Source organism: Pseudomonas sp. P9_31 (assembly GCF_034008235.1).
Taxonomy (GTDB): domain Bacteria; phylum Pseudomonadota; class Gammaproteobacteria; order Pseudomonadales; family Pseudomonadaceae; genus Aquipseudomonas.
Map to the genome: position 1 here is coordinate 2456150 of NZ_CP125375.1, position 18735 is coordinate 2474884.

Here is an 18735-nt window from a genome sequence, read left to right on the forward strand (position 1 = left end):
GTTCGATAACAACAATAAACACGCAAGGTGGCGATCGCGACCTTGCTGATGGAGTACCTGATCATGTTCGCTTCAGCGACTGCTTCGAGCACCCCGTTGGTGGGTATCCAGCCAACCGCGACACCGGTCGATGAACCGTACCTGCTGGAGATCATCAACGTCAGCAAGGGGTTTCCCGGTGTGGTGGCCTTGTCCGATGTGCAGCTTCGGGTCCGCCCCGGTTCCGTGCTGGCCCTGATGGGTGAGAACGGCGCCGGCAAATCCACCCTGATGAAAATCATTGCCGGCATCTACCAGCCGGACGCCGGCGAGTTGCGTCTGCGGGGCAAACCGGTGGTCTTCGAAACACCACTGGCGGCGCTTCAGGCCGGGATCGCGATGATCCACCAGGAACTCAACCTGATGCCGCACATGAGCATCGCCGAGAACATCTGGATCGGCCGCGAACAACTCAACGGCCTGCACATGATCGATCACCGCGAAATGCACCGTTGCACCGCCAAGCTGCTGGCGCGTCTGCGGATCAACCTCGACCCGGAAGAGCAGGTGGGCAACTTGAGCATCGCCGAGCGGCAGATGGTCGAGATCGCCAAGGCGGTGTCCTACGACTCCGACATCCTGATCATGGACGAACCGACCTCGGCCATCACCGACAAGGAAGTCGCCCATCTGTTCTCGATCATTGCCGACCTCAAGAGCCAGGGCAAAGGCATCATCTACATCACTCACAAAATGAACGAAGTGTTCAGCATTGCCGATGAAGTGGCGGTGTTCCGTGACGGCGCCTACATCGGCCTGCAACGGGCCGACAGCATGGACGGCGACAGCCTGATTTCGATGATGGTCGGCCGCGAATTGAGCCAGTTGTTCCCGGTGCGGGAGAAGCCGATCGGCGATCTGCTGCTGTCGGTGCGCGACCTCAAGCTGGACGGCATTTTCAAAGACGTCTCCTTCGACCTGCATGCCGGGGAGATCCTTGGCATCGCCGGGTTGATGGGCTCGGGGCGGACCAATGTCGCCGAGGCGATTTTCGGCATCACCCCAAGCGACGGTGGCGAAATCCGGCTCGACGGTGAGGTGGTGCGCATCAGCGATCCGCACATGGCGATCGAGAAGGGCTTCGCGCTGTTGACCGAAGATCGCAAGCTCAGCGGCCTGTTCCCGTGCCTGTCGGTGCTCGAGAACATGGAAATGGCGGTGTTGCCCCATTACGTCGGCAACGGCTTCATCCAGCAGAAAGCCTTGCGCGCCTTGTGTGAAGACATGTGCAAGAAGCTGCGGGTGAAAACCCCGTCGCTGGAGCAATGCATCGACACGCTGTCCGGCGGTAATCAGCAGAAGGCCTTGCTGGCGCGCTGGCTGATGACCAATCCGCGCATCCTGATTCTCGACGAGCCGACCCGGGGCATCGATGTCGGCGCCAAGGCCGAGATCTACCGGCTTATCTCCTACCTCGCCAGCGAAGGCATGGCGGTGATCATGATTTCCTCGGAACTGCCGGAAGTGCTGGGCATGAGCGACCGGGTCATGGTCATGCACGAGGGCGACCTGATGGGCACCCTCGACCGCAGCGAAGCGACCCAGGAACGGGTGATGCAACTGGCCTCGGGTATGTCCGCGGTTCACTAATGAGAAGATGAACACAGTCCAAGGGTGAAAGGGGATTGTGTGGCGAGGGAGCTTGCTCCCGCTGGGTTGCGAAGCGGCCCTAAAAGAATGGGACTGCTGCGCAGTCCAACGGGAGCAAGCTCCCTCGCCACAAGCAAGCTCCCTTGCCACACGGATTTCATTTGAAGGATGAGTGGTTATGAACGCGATACTGGAAAACAAGCCAGCAGTGGCACCGGTCAAGAGTCGCCGGCGCTTTCCGACCGAGTTGAGTATCTTCCTGGTACTGATCGGCATCGGCCTGGTCTTCGAACTGTTCGGCTGGATCGTGCGAGATCAGAGCTTCCTGATGAACTCCCAGCGTCTGGTGCTGATGATCCTGCAAGTGTCGATCATCGGCCTGTTGGCGATCGGGGTGACCCAGGTCATCATCACCACCGGCATCGACCTGTCCTCCGGTTCGGTGCTGGCGCTGTCGGCGATGATTGCCGCCAGCCTGGCCCAGACCTCCGACTTTGCCCGGGCGGTGTTTCCGTCCCTGACGGACTTGCCGGTGTGGATTCCGGTGATCGCCGGGCTTGGGGTGGGATTGCTGGCGGGGGCGATCAACGGCAGTATCATTGCGATCACCGGGATTCCGCCGTTCATTGCCACCCTCGGCATGATGGTCTCGGCTCGCGGCCTGGCGCGCTACTACACCGAAGGTCAGCCGGTGAGCATGCTCTCGGATTCCTACACGGCCATCGGACACGGCGCGATGCCGGTGATCATTTTTCTGGTGGTGGCGGTGATCTTTCACATCGCCCTGCGTTACACCAAGTACGGCAAGTACACCTACGCCATCGGCGGCAACATGCAGGCGGCACGCACCTCCGGGATCAACGTCAAGCGGCATCTGGTGATCGTCTACAGCATCGCCGGGTTGCTTGCAGGCCTGGCCGGGGTGGTGGCGTCGGCGCGGGCCGCGACCGGGCAGGCCGGGATGGGCATGTCTTATGAACTGGACGCGATTGCCGCGGCGGTCATCGGTGGCACCAGCCTGGCCGGTGGCGTAGGGCGCATCACTGGCACCGTGATCGGCGCGTTGATCCTCGGGGTCATGGCCAGCGGCTTTACCTTTGTCGGTGTTGACGCTTATATTCAAGACATCATCAAGGGGCTGATCATTGTGGTGGCGGTGGTCATCGACCAGTACCGCAACAAGCGCAAACTCAAGCGCTGAAGCCGGACGAAAGACGAAAATGCGCCACGCCTGACCCGCGTGGCGTAGCCGTTTGTCTTCTATATACAGCTGCTCGACTGAATTTCTTGATATAAACGCACTCCGATAAGCACCTCAAAGCCTGCCATAGAGCACTTTCAGGACCTTGTCGGACAGATTTGCTGTCTTTTCAGTTGCTGAGGCCTCGAGTCGGCCTTAGACTGCCGCCCCTCGTAAATTGAGTGCCGGGTGGCGCTTGGAATAAACGGCGCCGTTCCAATGACAGCCACAGGCTCAACGGAACGCTCCCTAATTCGCCTTAATGCACGTTTTTTTATAGAGATATCAATGACAAAGGACAAGTTGCTGGCCATGCCGGCGGATGACTACATGAATGCCGAGCAACATGCTTTTTTCTCTGAGCTGTTGCAGAACATGAAAGTCGAAACCCATGAGCGCATCGAACAGAATCGCATCGCCATCGAGAGCCTGGACACCCCGGCCGATCCGGCTGACGCGGCTTCCGTCGAAGAAGAGCGCACCTGGCTGGTGAACGCGATCGATCGCGACCAGCGCATGCTGCCTCAGTTGGAACAGGCCCTGGAACGCATCAAGGAAGACAGCTTCGGCTGGTGCGATGACAGCGGCGAGGCCATTGGCCTGAAACGCCTGCTGATCAGCCCGACCACCAAATACTGCATCGAAGCTCAAGAGCGTCACGAGCAGATCGACAAGCACCAGCGTCAGGCCTGATTCAGTAGCGCCCCCATCGCGGGCAAGCCCGCTCCCACAAGTTCAACACGGACCTTGTGGGAGCGGGCTTGCCCGCGATGCTTTTCGACGTCTGCGAAAAAGCCGACGCACTTCTATTGATCTGCTGCACCCCCTACTACTAACGGACCATAGATAATGGCCTTGTAGTGGCGTTTAATGCGGATACAACAATTAGAAGATGCCTGGGGTGACAATCGATGACGCGAGACGGGTCTCTGGCTGGGGCAGTGCCTGCAGCCGTACTTTTGCCGAAAAACCTGTGGCTCACGCCGACCTTGCAAAGCATCGCCCTGACGCTGTTGCTATGCGGCATGGCATTGGCGGGCTGGTCGCTTTACCTTGGCCTGCCATTGGCCGTGCTGATTATTTGGCTGCCGCGCCTGCGCTCGCGCACCCTCCCTTCGGCAGCCCCCGCAGACAGCACCAGCGCCATCACCGGGTTGACTCGCGATCTTTCCTATACCACCAGTCATAACGCTTTGTCGGCTGCCAGCGTGGCCTTTTCGGTCAAGCAACTGGCCGACAAACTGCAATCGCAACTCGGCGCCGCGGCGCAGATTGTCAGCAACGCCGAAGTGATGATCGCCACCGAACACGCGACATCGAAACTTAGCCGGGAAGCCTTGAGCGCGGCCAGCGAAGCCCATCAGAGCAGCGCGGCAGGGCGCACGGAACTGGTTGAGTCCATCGCGCGCATGCATCAACTCAGTCAGCGCGCCAGCAGCAGCCGTGAGCTGATCGAAGCCCTGAGCCTGCGCAGCGACGATATCCAGCGGGTAACGCTGGTGATCCAGTCCATCGCCAGCCAGACCAACTTGTTGGCGCTGAACGCGGCCATCGAGGCGGCACGGGCCGGCGAGCACGGTCGCGGTTTTGCGGTGGTGGCCGATGAGGTGCGGGGGCTGGCCGCGCGCACGGCGACAGCAACCGGTGAAGTCGGGGAGATGGTCGCCGATATTCAACAACGCACGGCGCAAGTGGTGGAGCAGATCCGTCAACTGGCCAGCGATCTGAATACCGGCGTCGCGCAGGTCGAGCACACGGGGCAGCACCTGGAAAACATCGCGCGTCTGACCGACGGCGTCGAAAGGCAGGTCGGGGAAATCGCCCAAGGCGCGGACACCAACCGAGAACAGCTCGACAGTCTGTTCCACGCCATCGAGCAGATGCGCAGCGATCTGGCGATCAGCGACCAGCAAACCCAGCGTCTGGCCCTGGCGGCGGTGCAGATGGAAGGGCAGGCTGAAACCATCAGCGAACGCCTCGCCGAAGTTGGACTGGATGATTACCATCAGCGGATTTACGACTTGGCCCGCGAAGGGGCGAGCCAGATTGCGGCGCGTTTTGAAGCGGATGTCGATCAGGGCCGGATCAGCCTCGATGATCTGTTTGATCGCAATTACCAGGTGATCCCCAACACCAGCCCGGCCAAATACCAGACCCGTTTCGACCGCTACACCGATCAGGTATTGCCGGCGATTCAGGAACCGTTGCTGCCGCGTCATGAAGGCCTGGTGTTCGCCATCGCCTGCACGCAGCAGGGTTATGTGCCGACCCACAACACCGTGTTCAGCCAGCCGCTGACCGGTGATGTACAGGTCGATACCCTGCAAAACCGCACCAAGCGCAAGTTTGCCGACCGCACCGGGGTTCGCTGTGGCAGCCATCAGCAGGCCGTGCTGTTGCAGACCTACACCCGCGACACCGGTGAACTGATGCACGATCTCTCGGTGCCGATCATGCTCAAGGGCCGGCATTGGGGTGGTTTGCGCCTGGGTTACAAACCGGAACGTCCTCGCTGAACCCGTGGCTAGTGGATCTGGTGCATGCGCAGGTTCAGGTCGTCGACCACATGGGCCCAATCGGCGTCTTCACGCAGTTGTTCCTTGAGGAAGCCGGCTTGTTGCGGGGTCCAGAACTCGGCATCGATGAGTTTCTTGTCATCGGGCATGGGTGAATGACTTGCAATGAAATCGTCGATGGCCTTTTCGCTGGAGTCCAGACCGAGCTGGTCGAACAAGCCTTTCAAGTCATGTGTGGGTGAATCCATCTTCATCTCCTTGCAGATAATCAGTCGCCTCGGGTGCGAGATCCGAGGTGCGGCTTCATTGCATCTGAGGGAGCCGCACGCCAAGTGTTCGATAGGGTTTTAGCAGCTTTCTGCGGACTCGCCACCAATGATGGCAATGAGCTATTGCTTGTCGTTGTTTCAGCGATTACGATGCCGTCGCATTTTTGGCGTCATCAAGCCGCCACTCAAAGAGTCCGCACATGGATGTTGTCGTCTCGGGTTTAGCGCCTTGCGCTGCTGATTTGCCCATCCCTTGCGTGATTTCTTTCGAGTCGACCCACCCCCGATCCCGCAGAAAAGGATGTAAGCAGTGAAGCGTCTTGTTTATCTGATGGCCATCGCACTTGGCCTGTCGTTGACTGGCTGTGTGTCTTTCACACCGCTGGGGCCCATTGGCGAACCCTTGAACCCTGCGCCGTCCACCCTCGATCGCAGTGCCGAGATCAGCGACGTGGTGATTTCCGCTCCCGACCTGGACGACAAGGTGCGCGTCGCCGGCAGCCGACAACTGACCGAGCAGGTCAGCGCCTATGTCGATAAAAGCGACTACTTCAAGCGAATCGTGGTGTTCCCGGCCAAGGCGGGCGAAGACGACGTGGTGCTCAAGTTCAACCTGACCTCACTGGCAGGCAAACGTACCATGCACCCGGCTTACATCCCCGGCGCGCTGGTGACGTTGACTATCTGGATCTGGGTCGACGGGCCGATTTACGTCGACAAATACGACCTCGCCGGCGAACTGATCATCGAAGACCGTCAGGGCAAGCAACTGGCCAGGTCGGTCGAGCAGGTCAAGCTCGACAAGAATGTCGGTATGTGGAACGCCGACTACCTCAATCCACGCCTGGGCGGTGCCCAGTTGCGCGACCTGATCGCTCAACTGCTGGCCAGTGCCACCCCTCAATTGCGTACACCGTCAAAGGAACTGGCTGCTCATGAGTAAATATCTTCTGGTTTTGCTGCTTTTGGTCAGCAGCACCCTGACCGGCTGCATTTCCTATTCCCAACATGAATTGGCGCCGGTGGACCAGTGGCCGCCAGCGCAGGCCCGGCAGGACAAGCCCAGTGCTTATCTGCACGTGACCACCCAGCAGCAGTTCAACGGCGAACTGTCGGGTGGTGTCGGCAATGCGGCGCTGGTGGAACAGAATATGCTGGAAACCTTCAAGGCGTCCGGGCAGTTCAAGAACGTGACCACGGACAAGGTCGACTCGAACCTGTACGTGACGAGTACGTTGACCAATAACGAGCAGGGAAATATCGCGAGCGCCTGGCTGACAGGCTTCACGTTCTTCGTGATCCCGACAACGTTCAGCAACACCTTCACGCTGGAAACGGTGTTCAAGGATCGGGAAGGCAACCTGCTGGGCAAAATCGTCAAACAGGAAAGCACGCGTACCTGGATGCAGATTTTGCTGATTGTCGGCTTGCCGTTCAATGAGCGTGGGGACGCGGTGCTCAAACACCTGACCCAAAGCACGCTGGATGAAGCGGTCAAGCGCAAGCTGATCTGACCGGTTGTCGAGATTAAGGCGTGCTATCTGCACAAGGCTGGCACGCCGCAGACATTCTCAGGCTTGACCTGCTGCGTTATCCACTCCCATCTCAGGCGTTCAACGCCCCCTCATCGACGGCAAGCTTCAGGGCTTTCGCGGCATCCTGGGCGGCAATGGCCGCGACATCCGCGGTCTTGAACCAGCGATCCTTCTCGACCTGGTGATACGTCACAGTGGTCAACGGTGGTTTGGTGCGCATGATAATGACTGCCTGGAATTCGCCGTCGACCTCTCTGGCTTCGCCCCGGATAAAAAATTCACCGATATCAAATTCCGTCACGTAGCAGTCTTCCCTTGGAAATATTCTGTTGTGTTGAACGCCGTCCGCCCTGGGGACGGGTTTCATTGGTCGGGCAGTATGGCAGTAGTTGCCTGCCGGCGGCTGAGTTAAGTCACCGGCGTGACGAAACGTCTATAGAAATGCGGGCTGCAAGGCGCGTCAGCTGTATGACTCGAGTGAACGGGCAAGGGCGCAGGCATCATTATGGTTGCCGCGGAAACCTCTGACACGGCCGGTGGATATTTCCCTGATGTGAAAAAAGGCATTGCCGGCCAGTACCACCTGAAAACGCGGGAACAGACACTCTTCAGGGAGGAAATCCTGTTGCCGGAGCACCCTCGAATGCAGAGGTGACGAGTCGTTTTTGTTCCGTGCCTGAGGCAGGACGAAGTGAGTCAGTGTGCACATATGAAGTCCTTTTCGTGGTTTTACCGACGTGTGTACGTTGTTTTGGGTAGTCTCGGTGAGCGTCGCTGCTCTAGAATTGCCGTCACTGGTTGGCGATTGATGCCCATCTAAAGCAATTTTTTACTGGCGATATGTCGGAAAAGTGCTTCTTTTAAAGAGGTTTTTCCCTAAAGTTGGTAGTCCGGTTTTCTCTGGCCGTCAGAAAGGCGTTTTCCTTCAACCTCTGACGACTGCCAGGCAAGACGACGTGAGGGATGTTCCAGTAATCTTCTCAAACCTCGCGATGAATGGGCCCTCTGCTCATTCCAGGATTCGACCCGGGTCATTTGGCTACACCTCGGCATTGCCGCTTTTTTCTGCTGTGCGCGTTTCCTGCGTACGGCATCATTTCAGATGTGGGGATGTTTCCTTGGCAGTAAGTAATCTCGATATGCATGCTTTGTTCGTACTGGGTGATTTGCGCGCAAAGCTGGTTAAGCAGTTTCAGTCACGTTTCGTCTACATCACCGAACAGAACGCTGAAGGCATTTACATTGCCGAGATCGACACCGAATCAGCGCTGGTGGTGGATGACAAGCCTGGGCTTAAACTCAAGGTCGGCGATCATTTCAGCGCCTCGGTGTTGCCCAGTCGCGAAGGTGGCAAACTGGACATCAAGTTCCGCGAAATCAAGCTCACGGTGTACGGACTGGGGGATTACGCGTTCGTGACCACCGCAGACGGCCATGGCATTGTGTTCAAGGAAGGTCATAGCGTGGTGATGGTGTTCGCGGCCCACCAACAGTTGCAGGAAGGCCTGACCAAAACCCTGAAGGCCGTGACCGCCAAAGCCGCCAAGTGGCGCAAGGGCGAACTGGTGACCTTCAAGGCCAGCGAGTAATGACCCTGACCCGCGCCGATTTCCACGAACAGAACCAGGCCAGCGCCCGAGCCGAGGCTCAGCGGCTGTTTGACCAGAAGGTTGTTTTGCAGGGAACCTGGCTGAGTTGGGTGGCATCACAGATCTACCTGCTGCGTCCGGCGGCGTACGCCAGCATGGTCAGAAGAGAGCTCGCGCGCTTGCAGGAACCTTCTGAAAAATAATCCTCGCCCCTCGAAAGCAGAAACCTCTACTACAGTCAGTTGACTGAGTATTCAGAGGCTTGCGGTCTTCTTTGTCAGGCCATCCTGCTATTGCTGTGAACAGCGCGAGGTGCAAGAGCATGAAGGGATTTCGACGGTTACTGGCCGCTACCCTGGCCACGTTCGGCGTGTTGGCTTCACCCGTTTCGGTGTTCGCTGCCCAGGCGCCGATCCACTTCGCCGACCTGAACTGGGAAAGCGGCAGCCTGATCACCGAGACTTTGCGGATCATCGTCGAGAAGGGCTACGGCTTGCCGACCGACACCTTGCCGGGAACGACCATTACCCTGGAAACCGCACTGGCCAACAATGACATTCAGGTCATTGGCGAAGAGTGGGCGGGCCGCAGTCCGGTCTGGGTCAAGGCTGAGGCCGAGGGCAAAGTCGCGAGCCTGGGCGATACGGTCAAGGGCGCCACCGAGGGCTGGTGGGTGCCGGAGTATGTGATCAAGGGCGACCCGGCCAAGGGCATCAAGCCGCTGGCGCCGGGCCTGCGCAGTGTCAGCGATCTGCCGCGCTACAAGGACGTGTTCAAAGACCCGGAAACCCCGAGCAAGGGGCGCTTCCTCAACAGCCCGATCGGCTGGACCTCGGAAGTGGTCAACAAACAGAAGCTCAAGGCGTATGGGCTGGACGACAGCTACGTGAACTTTCGCAGTGGTTCGGGGGCGGCGCTGGATGCGGAGATCAGTTCGTCGATTCGTCGCGGCAAGCCGGTCCTGTTCTATTACTGGTCTCCGACGCCGTTGCTCGGCCGCTTCAAATTGATTCAGCTGCAAGAGCCGCCGTTCGACGCCGAAGCCTGGAAAACCCTGACCGAAGCCGATAACCCCAACCCGAAACCGACTCGCTCGCTGCCCTCGAAGCTGTCCATCGGCGTGTCCGCGCCTTTTCAGAAACAGTACCCGCAGATAGTCGAGTTCTTCAGCAAGGTCGATTTGCCGATCGAGGCGTTGAACAAGGCCCTGGCGGACATGAGCGAAAAACACACCCCGCCACGCCAGGCGGCGCAGGCGTTCATGAAGGCGTACCCGCAGGTGTGGCAAGCCTGGGTGCCCAAGGAAGTGGCGGACAAAGTCTCTGCCGAGTTGAAATGAACCGATTTATGTACACGCGGGAATTCCCGGATGTACATAAAGCCCGTAGGCGCGCGCGTGCAGCCGAGCTACCGTCGATAACGAATGCCCTTACAAAAACACCCAATGAAGTTCATCCTGCTGCAACATTTCACACCGGATGTCTGAATATGAGCCTATTGGTCGCGCAATGGATTGCTGCAATTTTTTTATTCATCAGCCTGGTCCACCTGTATTGGGCCGCAGGTGGCAAGTGGGGCAGCGAGGCAGCGGTGCCGCGCGTACCCGGGGAGGGCGGGGAGGCATCCAGGCCCGCATTCAAGCCGTCGGGTTTTGCCACGTTGCTGGTGGCGGTGGGTTTGCTGCTGATCGCGATGCTGGTGTGCCTGCGGGTCGGGCTGTACCTGCCCACGGTGCATCACTGGTCGTTGCAATGGGTGATCAGCGCGATCGCCATGCTGATGTTCGCCCGGGCGATCGGCGATTCGAATTTGATGGGGTTCTTCAAGCAGGTCAAGGACTCCAAGTTTGCCCGGCTGGATACTTGGGCCTATTCGCCATTGTGTGTGGTGTTGGGAGCCGGATTGTTGGCAGTGGCCTGGATTTGAGCCGACCTGACTATCGCCATCGCGAGCAGGCTCGCTCCCACATTGGATCTTCAGTGTTCACAAAATCCCTGTGGGAGCGAGCCTGCTCGCGATGAGGCCCGCCCAATCAACAAAAACTTCTGAACTTAACTCCCACTTTCCGTACGCCGACTACTCACCTCCGCCGGCACATCATCCCCGGCCATGCGCTTGCGAAACAGCGCCGCCCGGGCCAGCAGCAGCGTGGTCACCGGCACGGTGATCGACAACAGAATCGGAATCAGCCAGGCATGCAGCACCGGCCCTGACTTGAGCGCCGAAAAATAAATGATCGACGCCAGTGCCACGCACCACGCGCCCAAGGTCGAAGCCAGTGCCGGTGGGTGCATGCGTTGGAAGTAATCCTTCATTCGCAGCAACCCGACCGCGCCGATCAGCGCAAACAGGCTGCTGAGCACCAGCAGAATCGCCACCGCAATTTCCACCCACAAAGACAGTTCAGTGCTCATTCGATCACCTCGCCGCGCAGCAGGAATTTGGCCAGGGCAAACGAGCCGACGAAGCCGAACAGGGCAATCAGCAGCGCCGCCTCGAAGTAAGTGTCGCTGGCATAACGGATGCCTAGCGCGAGCATCATCAGCATGGCGACGATGTACAGGTAATCCAGGGCCAGAACCCGGTCTTGGGCCGACGGGCCCTTGAACAGGCGGATCAGGGTCAGAATCATCGCCACCGAAAAGAGGAACAGACTCAGCAGGATCGCGTTTGACAGCAATGCGCTCATTCGAAGATCTCCATCAAGGGGCGCTCGTAGGTCGCCTTGAAGTGCTGGATGAATTGGCTTTCGTCATCCAGATCGAAAACGTGCAGCAACAGAATGCTGCGATCCAGTGCCAGCTCCGACCAGACCGTGCCGGGAATCACCGTGCAGATGATCGACAGCGCTGCCAGGCCGTTGGCATCGCGCAAGTCCAGCGGCACCTTGATGAACCGCGAGCGAGGTGCGCGCCGCCCGGCATTGAGCACGCCCCAGGCCACGGCGAGGTTGGACACCAGCACATCGCGTCCGACCAGCAAGAACAAACGCAGGATCACCCCGGGGCGACGTATGCGAATCGGCAGCGGCCGCAGTTTGCGCATCATCAGCGGCGCACAGATACCAAGTACCGCGCCCAACAGCACATTGCCGGGGCTCATCGACAGGTTCAACACCAGCCACAACAGCCACAGCGCCAACGACAACCACGGTGCAGGAAACAGACGCTTCATGGTTGCTCCTCCACCCGTGCTGCGCTGGCTTGCGGGCTCGCAATTGCACGGGTGCCAAGCACCGCCATCACGTATGGCTGAGGATTATTCAGCGCCTGCGCAGCCGCTTGGGTGTAACGCAGCAGCGGTTCAGCCTTGAACGTCAGCGCAATGCTCAGCCCCAGCAGAACGACGACCGGCACGCATTCCAGGCGGCGCAGCAAGGGTGACGGACGCTCTTGCGGGGCCCAGAAACGCTGGATGCCCAAACGCGAGAAAGCGATCAACGAGGCCAGGCCGGACAGGATCAACAACGTCAGCAAACCCCACGCACCGTTCGAAACCGGTTCGTCGCCGCCATTACCCAGGCCCAGCGGATTGAGCAGGGCGCTGAGCAGGCTGAGTTTGCCGATAAACCCGGACAGTGGCGGCATGCCGATGATCAGCAAGGCGCAGGCGATGAAGCTCAGACCGAGGAAGGCCATGGTCCAGGGAATCACTTGGCCGACCACGACTTTCTGGTCGTCATCGAGGTTGATGCCTTTGGGTGGCTGCAAGGACTCCAGAGGCCGTGGCAGCAGCTCGCCGTCATCGAACAGAGGCATTTCGTTGGCCGAACGCGAACGCTCGATCAACTCGGCCAGCAAGAACAGTGCACTCAAGGCCAGGGTCGAGCTGACCAGATAGAACAACGCCGCGCCGATCAGGTTCGGCTGGGCGAAACCGATGGTCGATAACAGGATGCCGGCCGACACCAGAATGCTCAGGCTGGCCATGCGTTCCAGGCGTTGCGCGGCGAGGATCGCCACGGCGGCGCAGACGATGGTCGCCATGCCGCCGTAGATCAGCCAGTCGCCACCGAAGTACGCGGATGCCCCGGCCTGGCCGGAGAACAGCAGCGTCCACAGGCGCAGCAAGGTGTAGACGCCAACCTTGGTCATGATCGCGAACATCGCCGCCACTGGCGCGCTGGCCGCGGAATAGGCCGGCACCAGCCAGAAGTTCAGCGGCCACATCCCGGCCTTGGCCAGGAACGCCACCGCCAGAATTGCCGCACCGGCATGCAGCAAGCCGCGATCGGCCTCCGGCACCAGCGGGATCTTCAGCGCCAGGTCGGCCATGTTCAGCGTGCCGGTGACGCCGTAGATCAGCGCCGCGCCAATCAGAAACAGCGACGAGGCCAGCAGGTTGATCGAGATGTAATGCAGCCCCGACGACACCCGCGCCCGGCCCGAACCGTGCAGCATCAGCCCGTAAGAGGCGGCGAGCAGCACTTCGAAAAACACGAACAGGTTGAACAGGTCTGCCGTGAGGAAGGCGCCGTACAGGCCCATCAACTGAATCTGGAACAGCGCGTGGAAGCTTGAACCGGCCCCGTCCCAACGGGCCATGGCGAATAGCAGCGCGCTGACGCCGATGATCCCGGTCAGCACCAGCATCAACGCCGACAGGCGATCGACCACCAGCACGATGCCGAATGGCGCCTGCCAGTTGCCCGGCAGGTACACGCCGATGGAGCCGGGCACGCCGGTGGTTTGCGTCCATTGCAGCAACATCACGGCAATGCCCAGCCCCAGCAGGCTGGAGAAAAGGTTGATTTTGGCCTTTAACGGGCGGTGTTTCTCGCCCAGCATCAGCATCACGGCGGCGGTCAGCAGCGGCAGCAGAATCGGTGCGACGATCAGGTGGGTCATCGCCATCATTCTTTAGGCTCCCGGCCATCCACATGGTCGGTACCGGTCAGGCCCCGGGAGGCGAGCAGCACCACCAGGAACAGCGCGGTCATGGCGAAGCTGATGACGATCGCGGTCAGCACCAGTGCTTGCGGCAGCGGGTCGGTGTAGTGCAGCAAATCCTGAGGCACGCCGTCCTTGATGTTCGGCTCCTTGCCGATGAACAGGCTGCCCATGCTGAAGATGAACAGGTTGACGCCGTAGGACAGCAGGCACAGGCCCATGACGACCTGGAACGTCCGTGGCCGCAGTATCAGCCACACGCCGGACGCGGCCAGCACACCGATGGCGATTGCGATGACTTCTTCCATCAAATGGCTCCTTGCGTGACGACGGCTTTGGCCACGGGCCTGGTTTGCGCGTTGGTTTTATGACCGCGTACCGATTGGTGAGCGAGGGCGGTCAGGATCAACAGGGTCGAACCGACCACCACGGCGTACACGCCAATGTCGAAGAACAGCGCACTGGCGATGTGAATGTCGCCCAGCAGCGGCAGTTCGAAATGCCAGGTGTGGGTAGTCAGGAACGGATACCCGGCCGCCATCGCCCCAAGCCCGGTGACGGTGGCGAACAGCAGCCCGGTGCCCATCCAGCGCAGCGGGCGCAGGCTCATTTGCGCTTCGACCCATTGGGTGCCGGCGACCATGTATTGCAGGATGAACGCCACCGACATCACCAGACCGGCGACGAAACCGCCACCCGGTTGGTTGTGCCCGCGCAGGAACAGGTAGACCGACACCACAAACGCAATCGGCAGCAGCAGACGGACCAGCACCGCTGGCACCATCATGAAACCGAGCGCGGTGTCGCTGGCGTGACGCGGGTTGACCAGATCGGTGACCACATCGGGCGCCAGCAGGCGCTGTTGGGCTGGCAGTTGCAGGCTTTCTTTCGGTGGGCGGAAGCGTCGCAGCAGGGCGAACACGGCCAGGGCCACCGCCACCAGCACGGTGATTTCGCCGAGGGTGTCGAAGCCACGGAAGTCCACCAGCATCACGTTGACCACGTTGCTGCCGCCGCCTTCGGGCAGGGCGCGACTGAGGTAGAACGAGGAAATATCGTTGGGCGTCTGACGGGTCAGCATCGCGTAGGACAGCAGCGCCATGCCGCCACCGACCGCGATCGACAGCAGCAAGTCGCGAACCCGCCGCACCCGCGCCTTGCGCAGGCTGCTCGGCAACGGTGATACCTCTTCGATCCGTCGCGGCAACCAGCGCAGACCGAGGAGGATCAGCACCATGGTCACCACCTCGACCGCCAGTTGCGTCAGGGCCAGATCCGGCGCCGAGAACCAGACGAAGGTCACGCAGGTCATCAGGCCGCAGACGCTGACCATGGTCAGGGCCGCGAGACGGTGATATTTGGCTTGCCAGGCTGCGCCGAGGGCGCAGGCAATCGCCAGCAGCCAGAGGATCACGAACACGATCGAGCCCGGAATTTTCGCCCGGTCGCCCCAGCTCAGGCTGCTGTGCAGCATCGGGATCAACCCGGCCAGCACCGCGGCGAGCACCACCACAAACAGTTGGGTTTGCAGGCGATTGGTGCTGATCCGCCGCTCCAGTCGCCGGGCCAGACGCATCATGATCACCAGGCTGCGCTCGAACAGGCGCTTGCCGTTGAAGTGGTGGATCACCGGCGGGTGCATGAAGCGCCCGCGCTTGAGCTGATTGCGCAGCAGCAGATAGAGCACGATGCCGCCGGACATGGCGATCAGGCTCATGATCATCGGTGCGTTCCAGCCGTGCCAGATCGCCAGGCTGTACTCGGGCAGCGTGCCGCCCACCACCGGCAATGCCGCCGCCGCGAGCAACGGGCCGACCACTTGAGCGGGGAACATCCCCACCACCAGGCAGGTGAACACCAGCAACTCCACTGGCGCGCGCATCCAGCGCGGCGGCTCGTGCGGGGTGTGCGGCAGGTCGGTGGCGGTCGGGCCGAAGAACACGTCGACGGTGAAGCGCAGGGAATAGGCCACGCTGAACGTCCCGGCGATGGTCGCGACGATGGGCAGGGTCATCTCGATCCAGGCCGTGGCGTTGATGAACACGGTTTCGGCGAAGAACATCTCTTTGGACAGGAAGCCGTTGAGCAGTGGCACGCCGGCCATGGAGGCGCTGGCGACCATGGCCAGGGTGGCGGTGAACGGGATCAGTTTGACCAAGCCGCTGAGTTTGCGGATGTCCCGAGTGCCGCTTTCGTGGTCGATGATTCCGGCGGCCATGAACAACGAGGCCTTGAACGTGGCGTGGTTGAGAATGTGGAACACCGCGGCCACCGCGGCCAGCGGGCTGTTCAGGCCCAGCAGCAGGGTGATCAGGCCCAGATGGCTGATGGTCGAGTAGGCCAGCAGGCCCTTGAGGTCGTTCTGGAACATCGCGCAGTAAGCGCCGAGCAACAGGGTGCAAGCCCCGGCCCCGCTGACGATGTAGAACCATTCTTCACTGCCGGACAGCGACGGCCACAGGCGTGCGAGCAGGAACACCCCGGCCTTGACCATCGTCGCCGAGTGCAGATACGCCGAGACCGGTGTCGGCGCCGCCATGGCATGGGGCAGCCAGAAGTGGAAGGGGAATTGCGCGCTTTTGCTCAGGGCGCCGATCAGGATCAGGGGCAGCAGAATAGGGTAGAGGGCATGTGCGCGAATCAGATCGCCGGCGGCCAGGACCTTGTCCAGGTCATAGCTGCCGACCACATGGTCGAGCAGCATGACCCCTGCCAGCAGGCACAAACCGCCCGCGCCGGTGACCATCAACGCCATGTAGGCGCCACGTCGCGCGTCGGCGCGGTGGTGCCAGTAGCCGATCAACAGGAATGAGAAGAGGCTGGTCAGCTCCCAGAAAAACACGATCTGGATCAGGTTGCCGGAGATCACCAGCCCCAGCATGGCGCCCATGAACGCCAGGAAAAACGCGAAGAAACGCGGCACCGGATCGTCCGGTGACATGTAATAACGGGCGTACAGCGAAACCAGCGTGCCGATGCCCAGCACCAGCATCGAGAACAGCCAGGCGAAACCGTCCATGCGCAGCACGAAGTTCAGGCCCAGGCTGGGTAACCAGAAGAATTCTTCGCGGATCACGCCGCCATGGGCGATTTGCGGGTACAAGAGGGCGACCTGGACGGTGCCGATCAAGGCCACCAGGCCAGCCAACAGTGATTCGGTGTTACGCGCGTTGTGCGGCAGCAAGGCTGCCAGACAGCTGCCGATAAAAGGCAGAAGCAGTAGAACTATCAGGGACATAGGCTTCTAATCTGCGGAAGTTTGTGAGGCATCATACGTGCCAGCTCCCCGATAACCAAACGCCAAGCTGTCGCAGAATCCTACAAGGTAAACGGAAAATTCCTGATTCACATTGTTTCAATGTACGGAGGTCAACCCGTCGGACGCCATCGCGAGCAGGCTCGCTCCCACAGGGGTAATGCGTTCCAAATGTGGGAGCGAGCCTGCTCGCGATGGCTTTCTATCAAGCAACGCAGATATTACGGCTTAACCCTGCGCTTCCTGCTCCAACTCTTCTTCAGGCGCAGCAACCTTACCCTTGGTCTTCAACTCACTGACGATCACCGCCGCCACAATCAACCCCGCTCCCACCAAGGCAATCGCTGGCAGCCGCTCCCCGGCAATCCGCCCGGCAATCCCGGCCCACACCGGCTCACCGGCATAAATCAGCGTCGCCCGAGTCGGCGAAACACTTTTCTGCGCCCAGTTCATCGCCACTTGAATCGCCGCACTCGCTGCACCCAACCCCAACGCGCTGCCGAACAAGAACCATGAAAAGTCCGGAATCACTTCCTGAGTCGGCACCACCGTCAGAAACGCCAGCACCGAAGTCACCGCCAGTTGCACCACCGTCACCCGCCGCACATCGACCTGGCCGGCATAGGTGCTGATCAGAATGATCTCCGCCGCAATCGCCACGGCGCTGATCAGTGTGGCGATTTCACCGGCGCTGAAATTGAACGAAGCGCCGGACGGCCCCGACAACAACATTAACCCGGTAAAGGCCAGCATGATCCCGATGCTTGGCATCAACCCCGGACGACGCCCCAGCACCAGCCATTGCAGCAACGGCACGAACGGCACATACAGCGCGGTGATAAACGCCGACTGACTGCTGGGGATGCTCTGCAAGCCCACGGTCTGCAAGCCGTAACCGAGCATGATCGCCACGCCGATGAACGCCCCGGCCTTGAGTTCGAACAGGGTCAGTTCGCGCAGATGACGCCAGGAGAACAGGGCGACGATGCTCGCCGCCGCGGCAAAACGCAGGCCGACGAAGAACATCGGCCCGCTGACGGTCATCGCGTGCTGCACCAGCAAAAAGGTCCCGCCCCAGACTACGGTGATCAGCACCAGCACGCACTCAGCCTTGCTGAGCCGCGAGAAACGGGAGGAAGTGTGAGAAGCGTTCACCGACGTCATGACCTTGCGCACCACCTGAGGGAGACGCACAATGCGCCAGAAGTTGGGCAGTATACTGCGCAACACCACCCAGTGAGCAATATAGTGCACAGAGATTCCACCCAACGGGCTTCGGTCCTCCAGCACGTCAGCCAGAACGTCCGCCGTCTGCGCCACGCCGCCGACATGAGCCAGACGGCCCTGGCGGAAAAGTCCGGGGTCAGCCGCCGGATGCTGGTGGCCATCGAGGCCGGCGAGAAGAACGTCAGCCTGACCACCCTCGACCGCGTGGCCGAAGCGCTGGACGTGGCGTTCAGCGACCTGATCCAGGCACCGGATGCTCGCGACCCAAGTCGCATCAATGAGTTGGCCTGGGCCGGGAAAATTCCTGGCAGCAAAGCCGTTTTATTGTCCAAAGCCACCGCCACCCGCGAGGTGGAACAATGGGAATGGTGCCTGCAACCCGGCGAAATTTACCCCTCGCAACCGGATGCCGAAGGCTACAGCGAACAGCTTTATGTATTCGAAGGTTGCCTGACCCTGATGCTCGGCGATCAGCCGCAGAAGATCGCTGCCGGCGAGTTCTTCATGTTTGCCAGCAACCAGCCGTATTCCTATCGCAACGATGGGGAAGTGGCGGCGCGGTTTGTGCGCAATGTGGTGATCTGA

At 60.3% G+C, this 18735-nt stretch carries 21 protein-coding genes; 11 read left to right on the forward strand and 10 right to left on the reverse strand.

The features are described 5' to 3' along the window. Nucleotides 1-63: 63 nt before the first annotated feature. The 4 genes from QMK51_RS11030 (at nucleotide 64) to QMK51_RS11045 (ending at nucleotide 5385) form a co-directional block, all read left to right on the forward strand. The gene (locus tag QMK51_RS11030) at nucleotides 64-1629 is read left to right on the forward strand and encodes a sugar ABC transporter ATP-binding protein (RefSeq protein ID WP_258700128.1); all 1566 of its coding nucleotides are present in this window, start codon (nucleotides 64-66) and stop codon (nucleotides 1627-1629) included. Nucleotides 1630-1807: 178 nt separating this feature from the next. Then, nucleotides 1808-2830: an ABC transporter permease gene (locus QMK51_RS11035; protein WP_320394050.1), complete on the forward strand. Its 1023-nt coding sequence runs from the start codon at nucleotides 1808-1810 to the stop codon at nucleotides 2828-2830. Between the two features lie 327 nt (nucleotides 2831-3157). Beyond that, nucleotides 3158-3562 carry a TraR/DksA family transcriptional regulator gene (locus QMK51_RS11040; RefSeq protein WP_007907888.1) on the forward strand — a complete coding sequence of 135 codons (405 nt, stop codon included), beginning with the start codon at nucleotides 3158-3160 and terminating at the stop codon, nucleotides 3560-3562. 599 nt (nucleotides 3563-4161) lie between these two features. Continuing rightward, entirely contained in the window at nucleotides 4162-5385 is a 1224-nt protein-coding gene (locus tag QMK51_RS11045) for a methyl-accepting chemotaxis protein (RefSeq protein WP_413817534.1), read from the forward strand. Nucleotides 5386-5393: 8 nt separating this feature from the next. Here QMK51_RS11045 and QMK51_RS11050 read toward each other — a convergent pair whose 3' ends face one another. After that, nucleotides 5394-5633: a DUF2789 domain-containing protein gene (locus QMK51_RS11050; RefSeq protein ID WP_258700130.1), complete on the reverse strand. Its 240-nt coding sequence runs from the start codon at nucleotides 5631-5633 to the stop codon at nucleotides 5394-5396. Nucleotides 5634-5964: 331 nt separating this feature from the next. On the opposite strand from QMK51_RS11050, the gene QMK51_RS11055 reads away from it, so the two are divergent. Further along, the gene (locus tag QMK51_RS11055) at nucleotides 5965-6597 is read left to right on the forward strand and encodes a hypothetical protein (protein WP_320394052.1); all 633 of its coding nucleotides are present in this window, start codon (nucleotides 5965-5967) and stop codon (nucleotides 6595-6597) included. Beyond that, the gene (locus tag QMK51_RS11060; RefSeq protein ID WP_258700132.1) at nucleotides 6590-7168 is read left to right on the forward strand and encodes a hypothetical protein; all 579 of its coding nucleotides are present in this window, start codon (nucleotides 6590-6592) and stop codon (nucleotides 7166-7168) included. Before QMK51_RS11055 ends, QMK51_RS11060 begins: the two co-directional genes overlap by 8 nt. 91 nt (nucleotides 7169-7259) lie before the next feature. On the opposite strand, the gene QMK51_RS11065 is transcribed toward QMK51_RS11060, so the two are convergent. Both QMK51_RS11065 and QMK51_RS11070 read right to left on the reverse strand, forming a co-directional pair. Then, nucleotides 7260-7490 (reverse strand): hypothetical protein, encoded by a 231-nt coding sequence (locus tag QMK51_RS11065; RefSeq protein WP_320394053.1) that lies wholly within the window; start codon nucleotides 7488-7490, stop codon nucleotides 7260-7262. Between the two features lie 159 nt (nucleotides 7491-7649). Continuing rightward, nucleotides 7650-7898 carry a hypothetical protein gene (locus QMK51_RS11070; protein ID WP_258700134.1) on the reverse strand — a complete coding sequence of 83 codons (249 nt, stop codon included), beginning with the start codon at nucleotides 7896-7898 and terminating at the stop codon, nucleotides 7650-7652. A gap of 409 nt (nucleotides 7899-8307) precedes the next feature. On the opposite strand from QMK51_RS11070, the gene QMK51_RS11075 reads away from it, so the two are divergent. The 4 genes from QMK51_RS11075 to QMK51_RS11090 all read left to right on the forward strand — a co-directional run bounded on the left by QMK51_RS11075 (nucleotide 8308) and on the right by QMK51_RS11090 (nucleotide 10704). Further along, the gene (locus QMK51_RS11075) at nucleotides 8308-8778 is read left to right on the forward strand and encodes a hypothetical protein (RefSeq protein ID WP_008035847.1); all 471 of its coding nucleotides are present in this window, start codon (nucleotides 8308-8310) and stop codon (nucleotides 8776-8778) included. Next, nucleotides 8778-8981, forward strand: a complete 204-nt coding sequence (locus tag QMK51_RS11080; protein ID WP_258700135.1) for a hypothetical protein — start codon at nucleotides 8778-8780, stop codon at nucleotides 8979-8981. Before QMK51_RS11075 ends, QMK51_RS11080 begins: the two co-directional genes overlap by 1 nt. A 119-nt stretch (nucleotides 8982-9100) precedes the next feature. Then, nucleotides 9101-10117 carry an ABC transporter substrate-binding protein gene (locus QMK51_RS11085; RefSeq protein ID WP_320394055.1) on the forward strand — a complete coding sequence of 339 codons (1017 nt, stop codon included), beginning with the start codon at nucleotides 9101-9103 and terminating at the stop codon, nucleotides 10115-10117. A 149-nt stretch (nucleotides 10118-10266) separates the two neighbouring features. Next, nucleotides 10267-10704: a DUF3995 domain-containing protein gene (locus QMK51_RS11090; RefSeq protein ID WP_320394056.1), complete on the forward strand. Its 438-nt coding sequence runs from the start codon at nucleotides 10267-10269 to the stop codon at nucleotides 10702-10704. A gap of 125 nt (nucleotides 10705-10829) precedes the next feature. Here QMK51_RS11090 and QMK51_RS11095 read toward each other — a convergent pair whose 3' ends face one another. From QMK51_RS11095 to QMK51_RS11125, 7 genes are all read right to left on the reverse strand, one after another. Further along, nucleotides 10830-11192, reverse strand: a complete 363-nt coding sequence (locus tag QMK51_RS11095) for a Na+/H+ antiporter subunit G (protein WP_258700138.1) — start codon at nucleotides 11190-11192, stop codon at nucleotides 10830-10832. Continuing rightward, entirely contained in the window at nucleotides 11189-11467 is a 279-nt protein-coding gene (locus QMK51_RS11100) for a K+/H+ antiporter subunit F (RefSeq protein ID WP_237881723.1), read from the reverse strand. Before QMK51_RS11100 ends, QMK51_RS11095 begins: the two co-directional genes overlap by 4 nt. Further along, complete coding sequence (locus QMK51_RS11105; RefSeq protein ID WP_258700139.1) at nucleotides 11464-11952, reverse strand: Na+/H+ antiporter subunit E; 489 nt, start codon at nucleotides 11950-11952, stop codon at nucleotides 11464-11466. The genes QMK51_RS11100 and QMK51_RS11105 overlap by 4 nt, the downstream gene beginning before the upstream one ends. After that, nucleotides 11949-13634, reverse strand: a complete 1686-nt coding sequence (locus tag QMK51_RS11110; protein ID WP_320394057.1) for a monovalent cation/H+ antiporter subunit D — start codon at nucleotides 13632-13634, stop codon at nucleotides 11949-11951. Before QMK51_RS11110 ends, QMK51_RS11105 begins: the two co-directional genes overlap by 4 nt. Then, nucleotides 13631-13975 (reverse strand): Na+/H+ antiporter subunit C, encoded by a 345-nt coding sequence (locus tag QMK51_RS11115; protein WP_007935994.1) that lies wholly within the window; start codon nucleotides 13973-13975, stop codon nucleotides 13631-13633. The genes QMK51_RS11110 and QMK51_RS11115 overlap by 4 nt, the downstream gene beginning before the upstream one ends. Continuing rightward, nucleotides 13975-16905 carry a monovalent cation/H+ antiporter subunit A gene (locus tag QMK51_RS11120; RefSeq protein WP_320394058.1) on the reverse strand — a complete coding sequence of 977 codons (2931 nt, stop codon included), beginning with the start codon at nucleotides 16903-16905 and terminating at the stop codon, nucleotides 13975-13977. Before QMK51_RS11120 ends, QMK51_RS11115 begins: the two co-directional genes overlap by 1 nt. 246 nt (nucleotides 16906-17151) lie before the next feature. Continuing rightward, nucleotides 17152-18177: a DMT family transporter gene (locus QMK51_RS11125; RefSeq protein ID WP_320394059.1), complete on the reverse strand. Its 1026-nt coding sequence runs from the start codon at nucleotides 18175-18177 to the stop codon at nucleotides 17152-17154. Here QMK51_RS11125 and QMK51_RS11130 point away from each other — a divergent pair. Then, nucleotides 18172-18735 carry a helix-turn-helix domain-containing protein gene (locus QMK51_RS11130; protein WP_258700143.1) on the forward strand — a complete coding sequence of 188 codons (564 nt, stop codon included), beginning with the start codon at nucleotides 18172-18174 and terminating at the stop codon, nucleotides 18733-18735. The genes QMK51_RS11125 and QMK51_RS11130 overlap by 6 nt on opposite strands.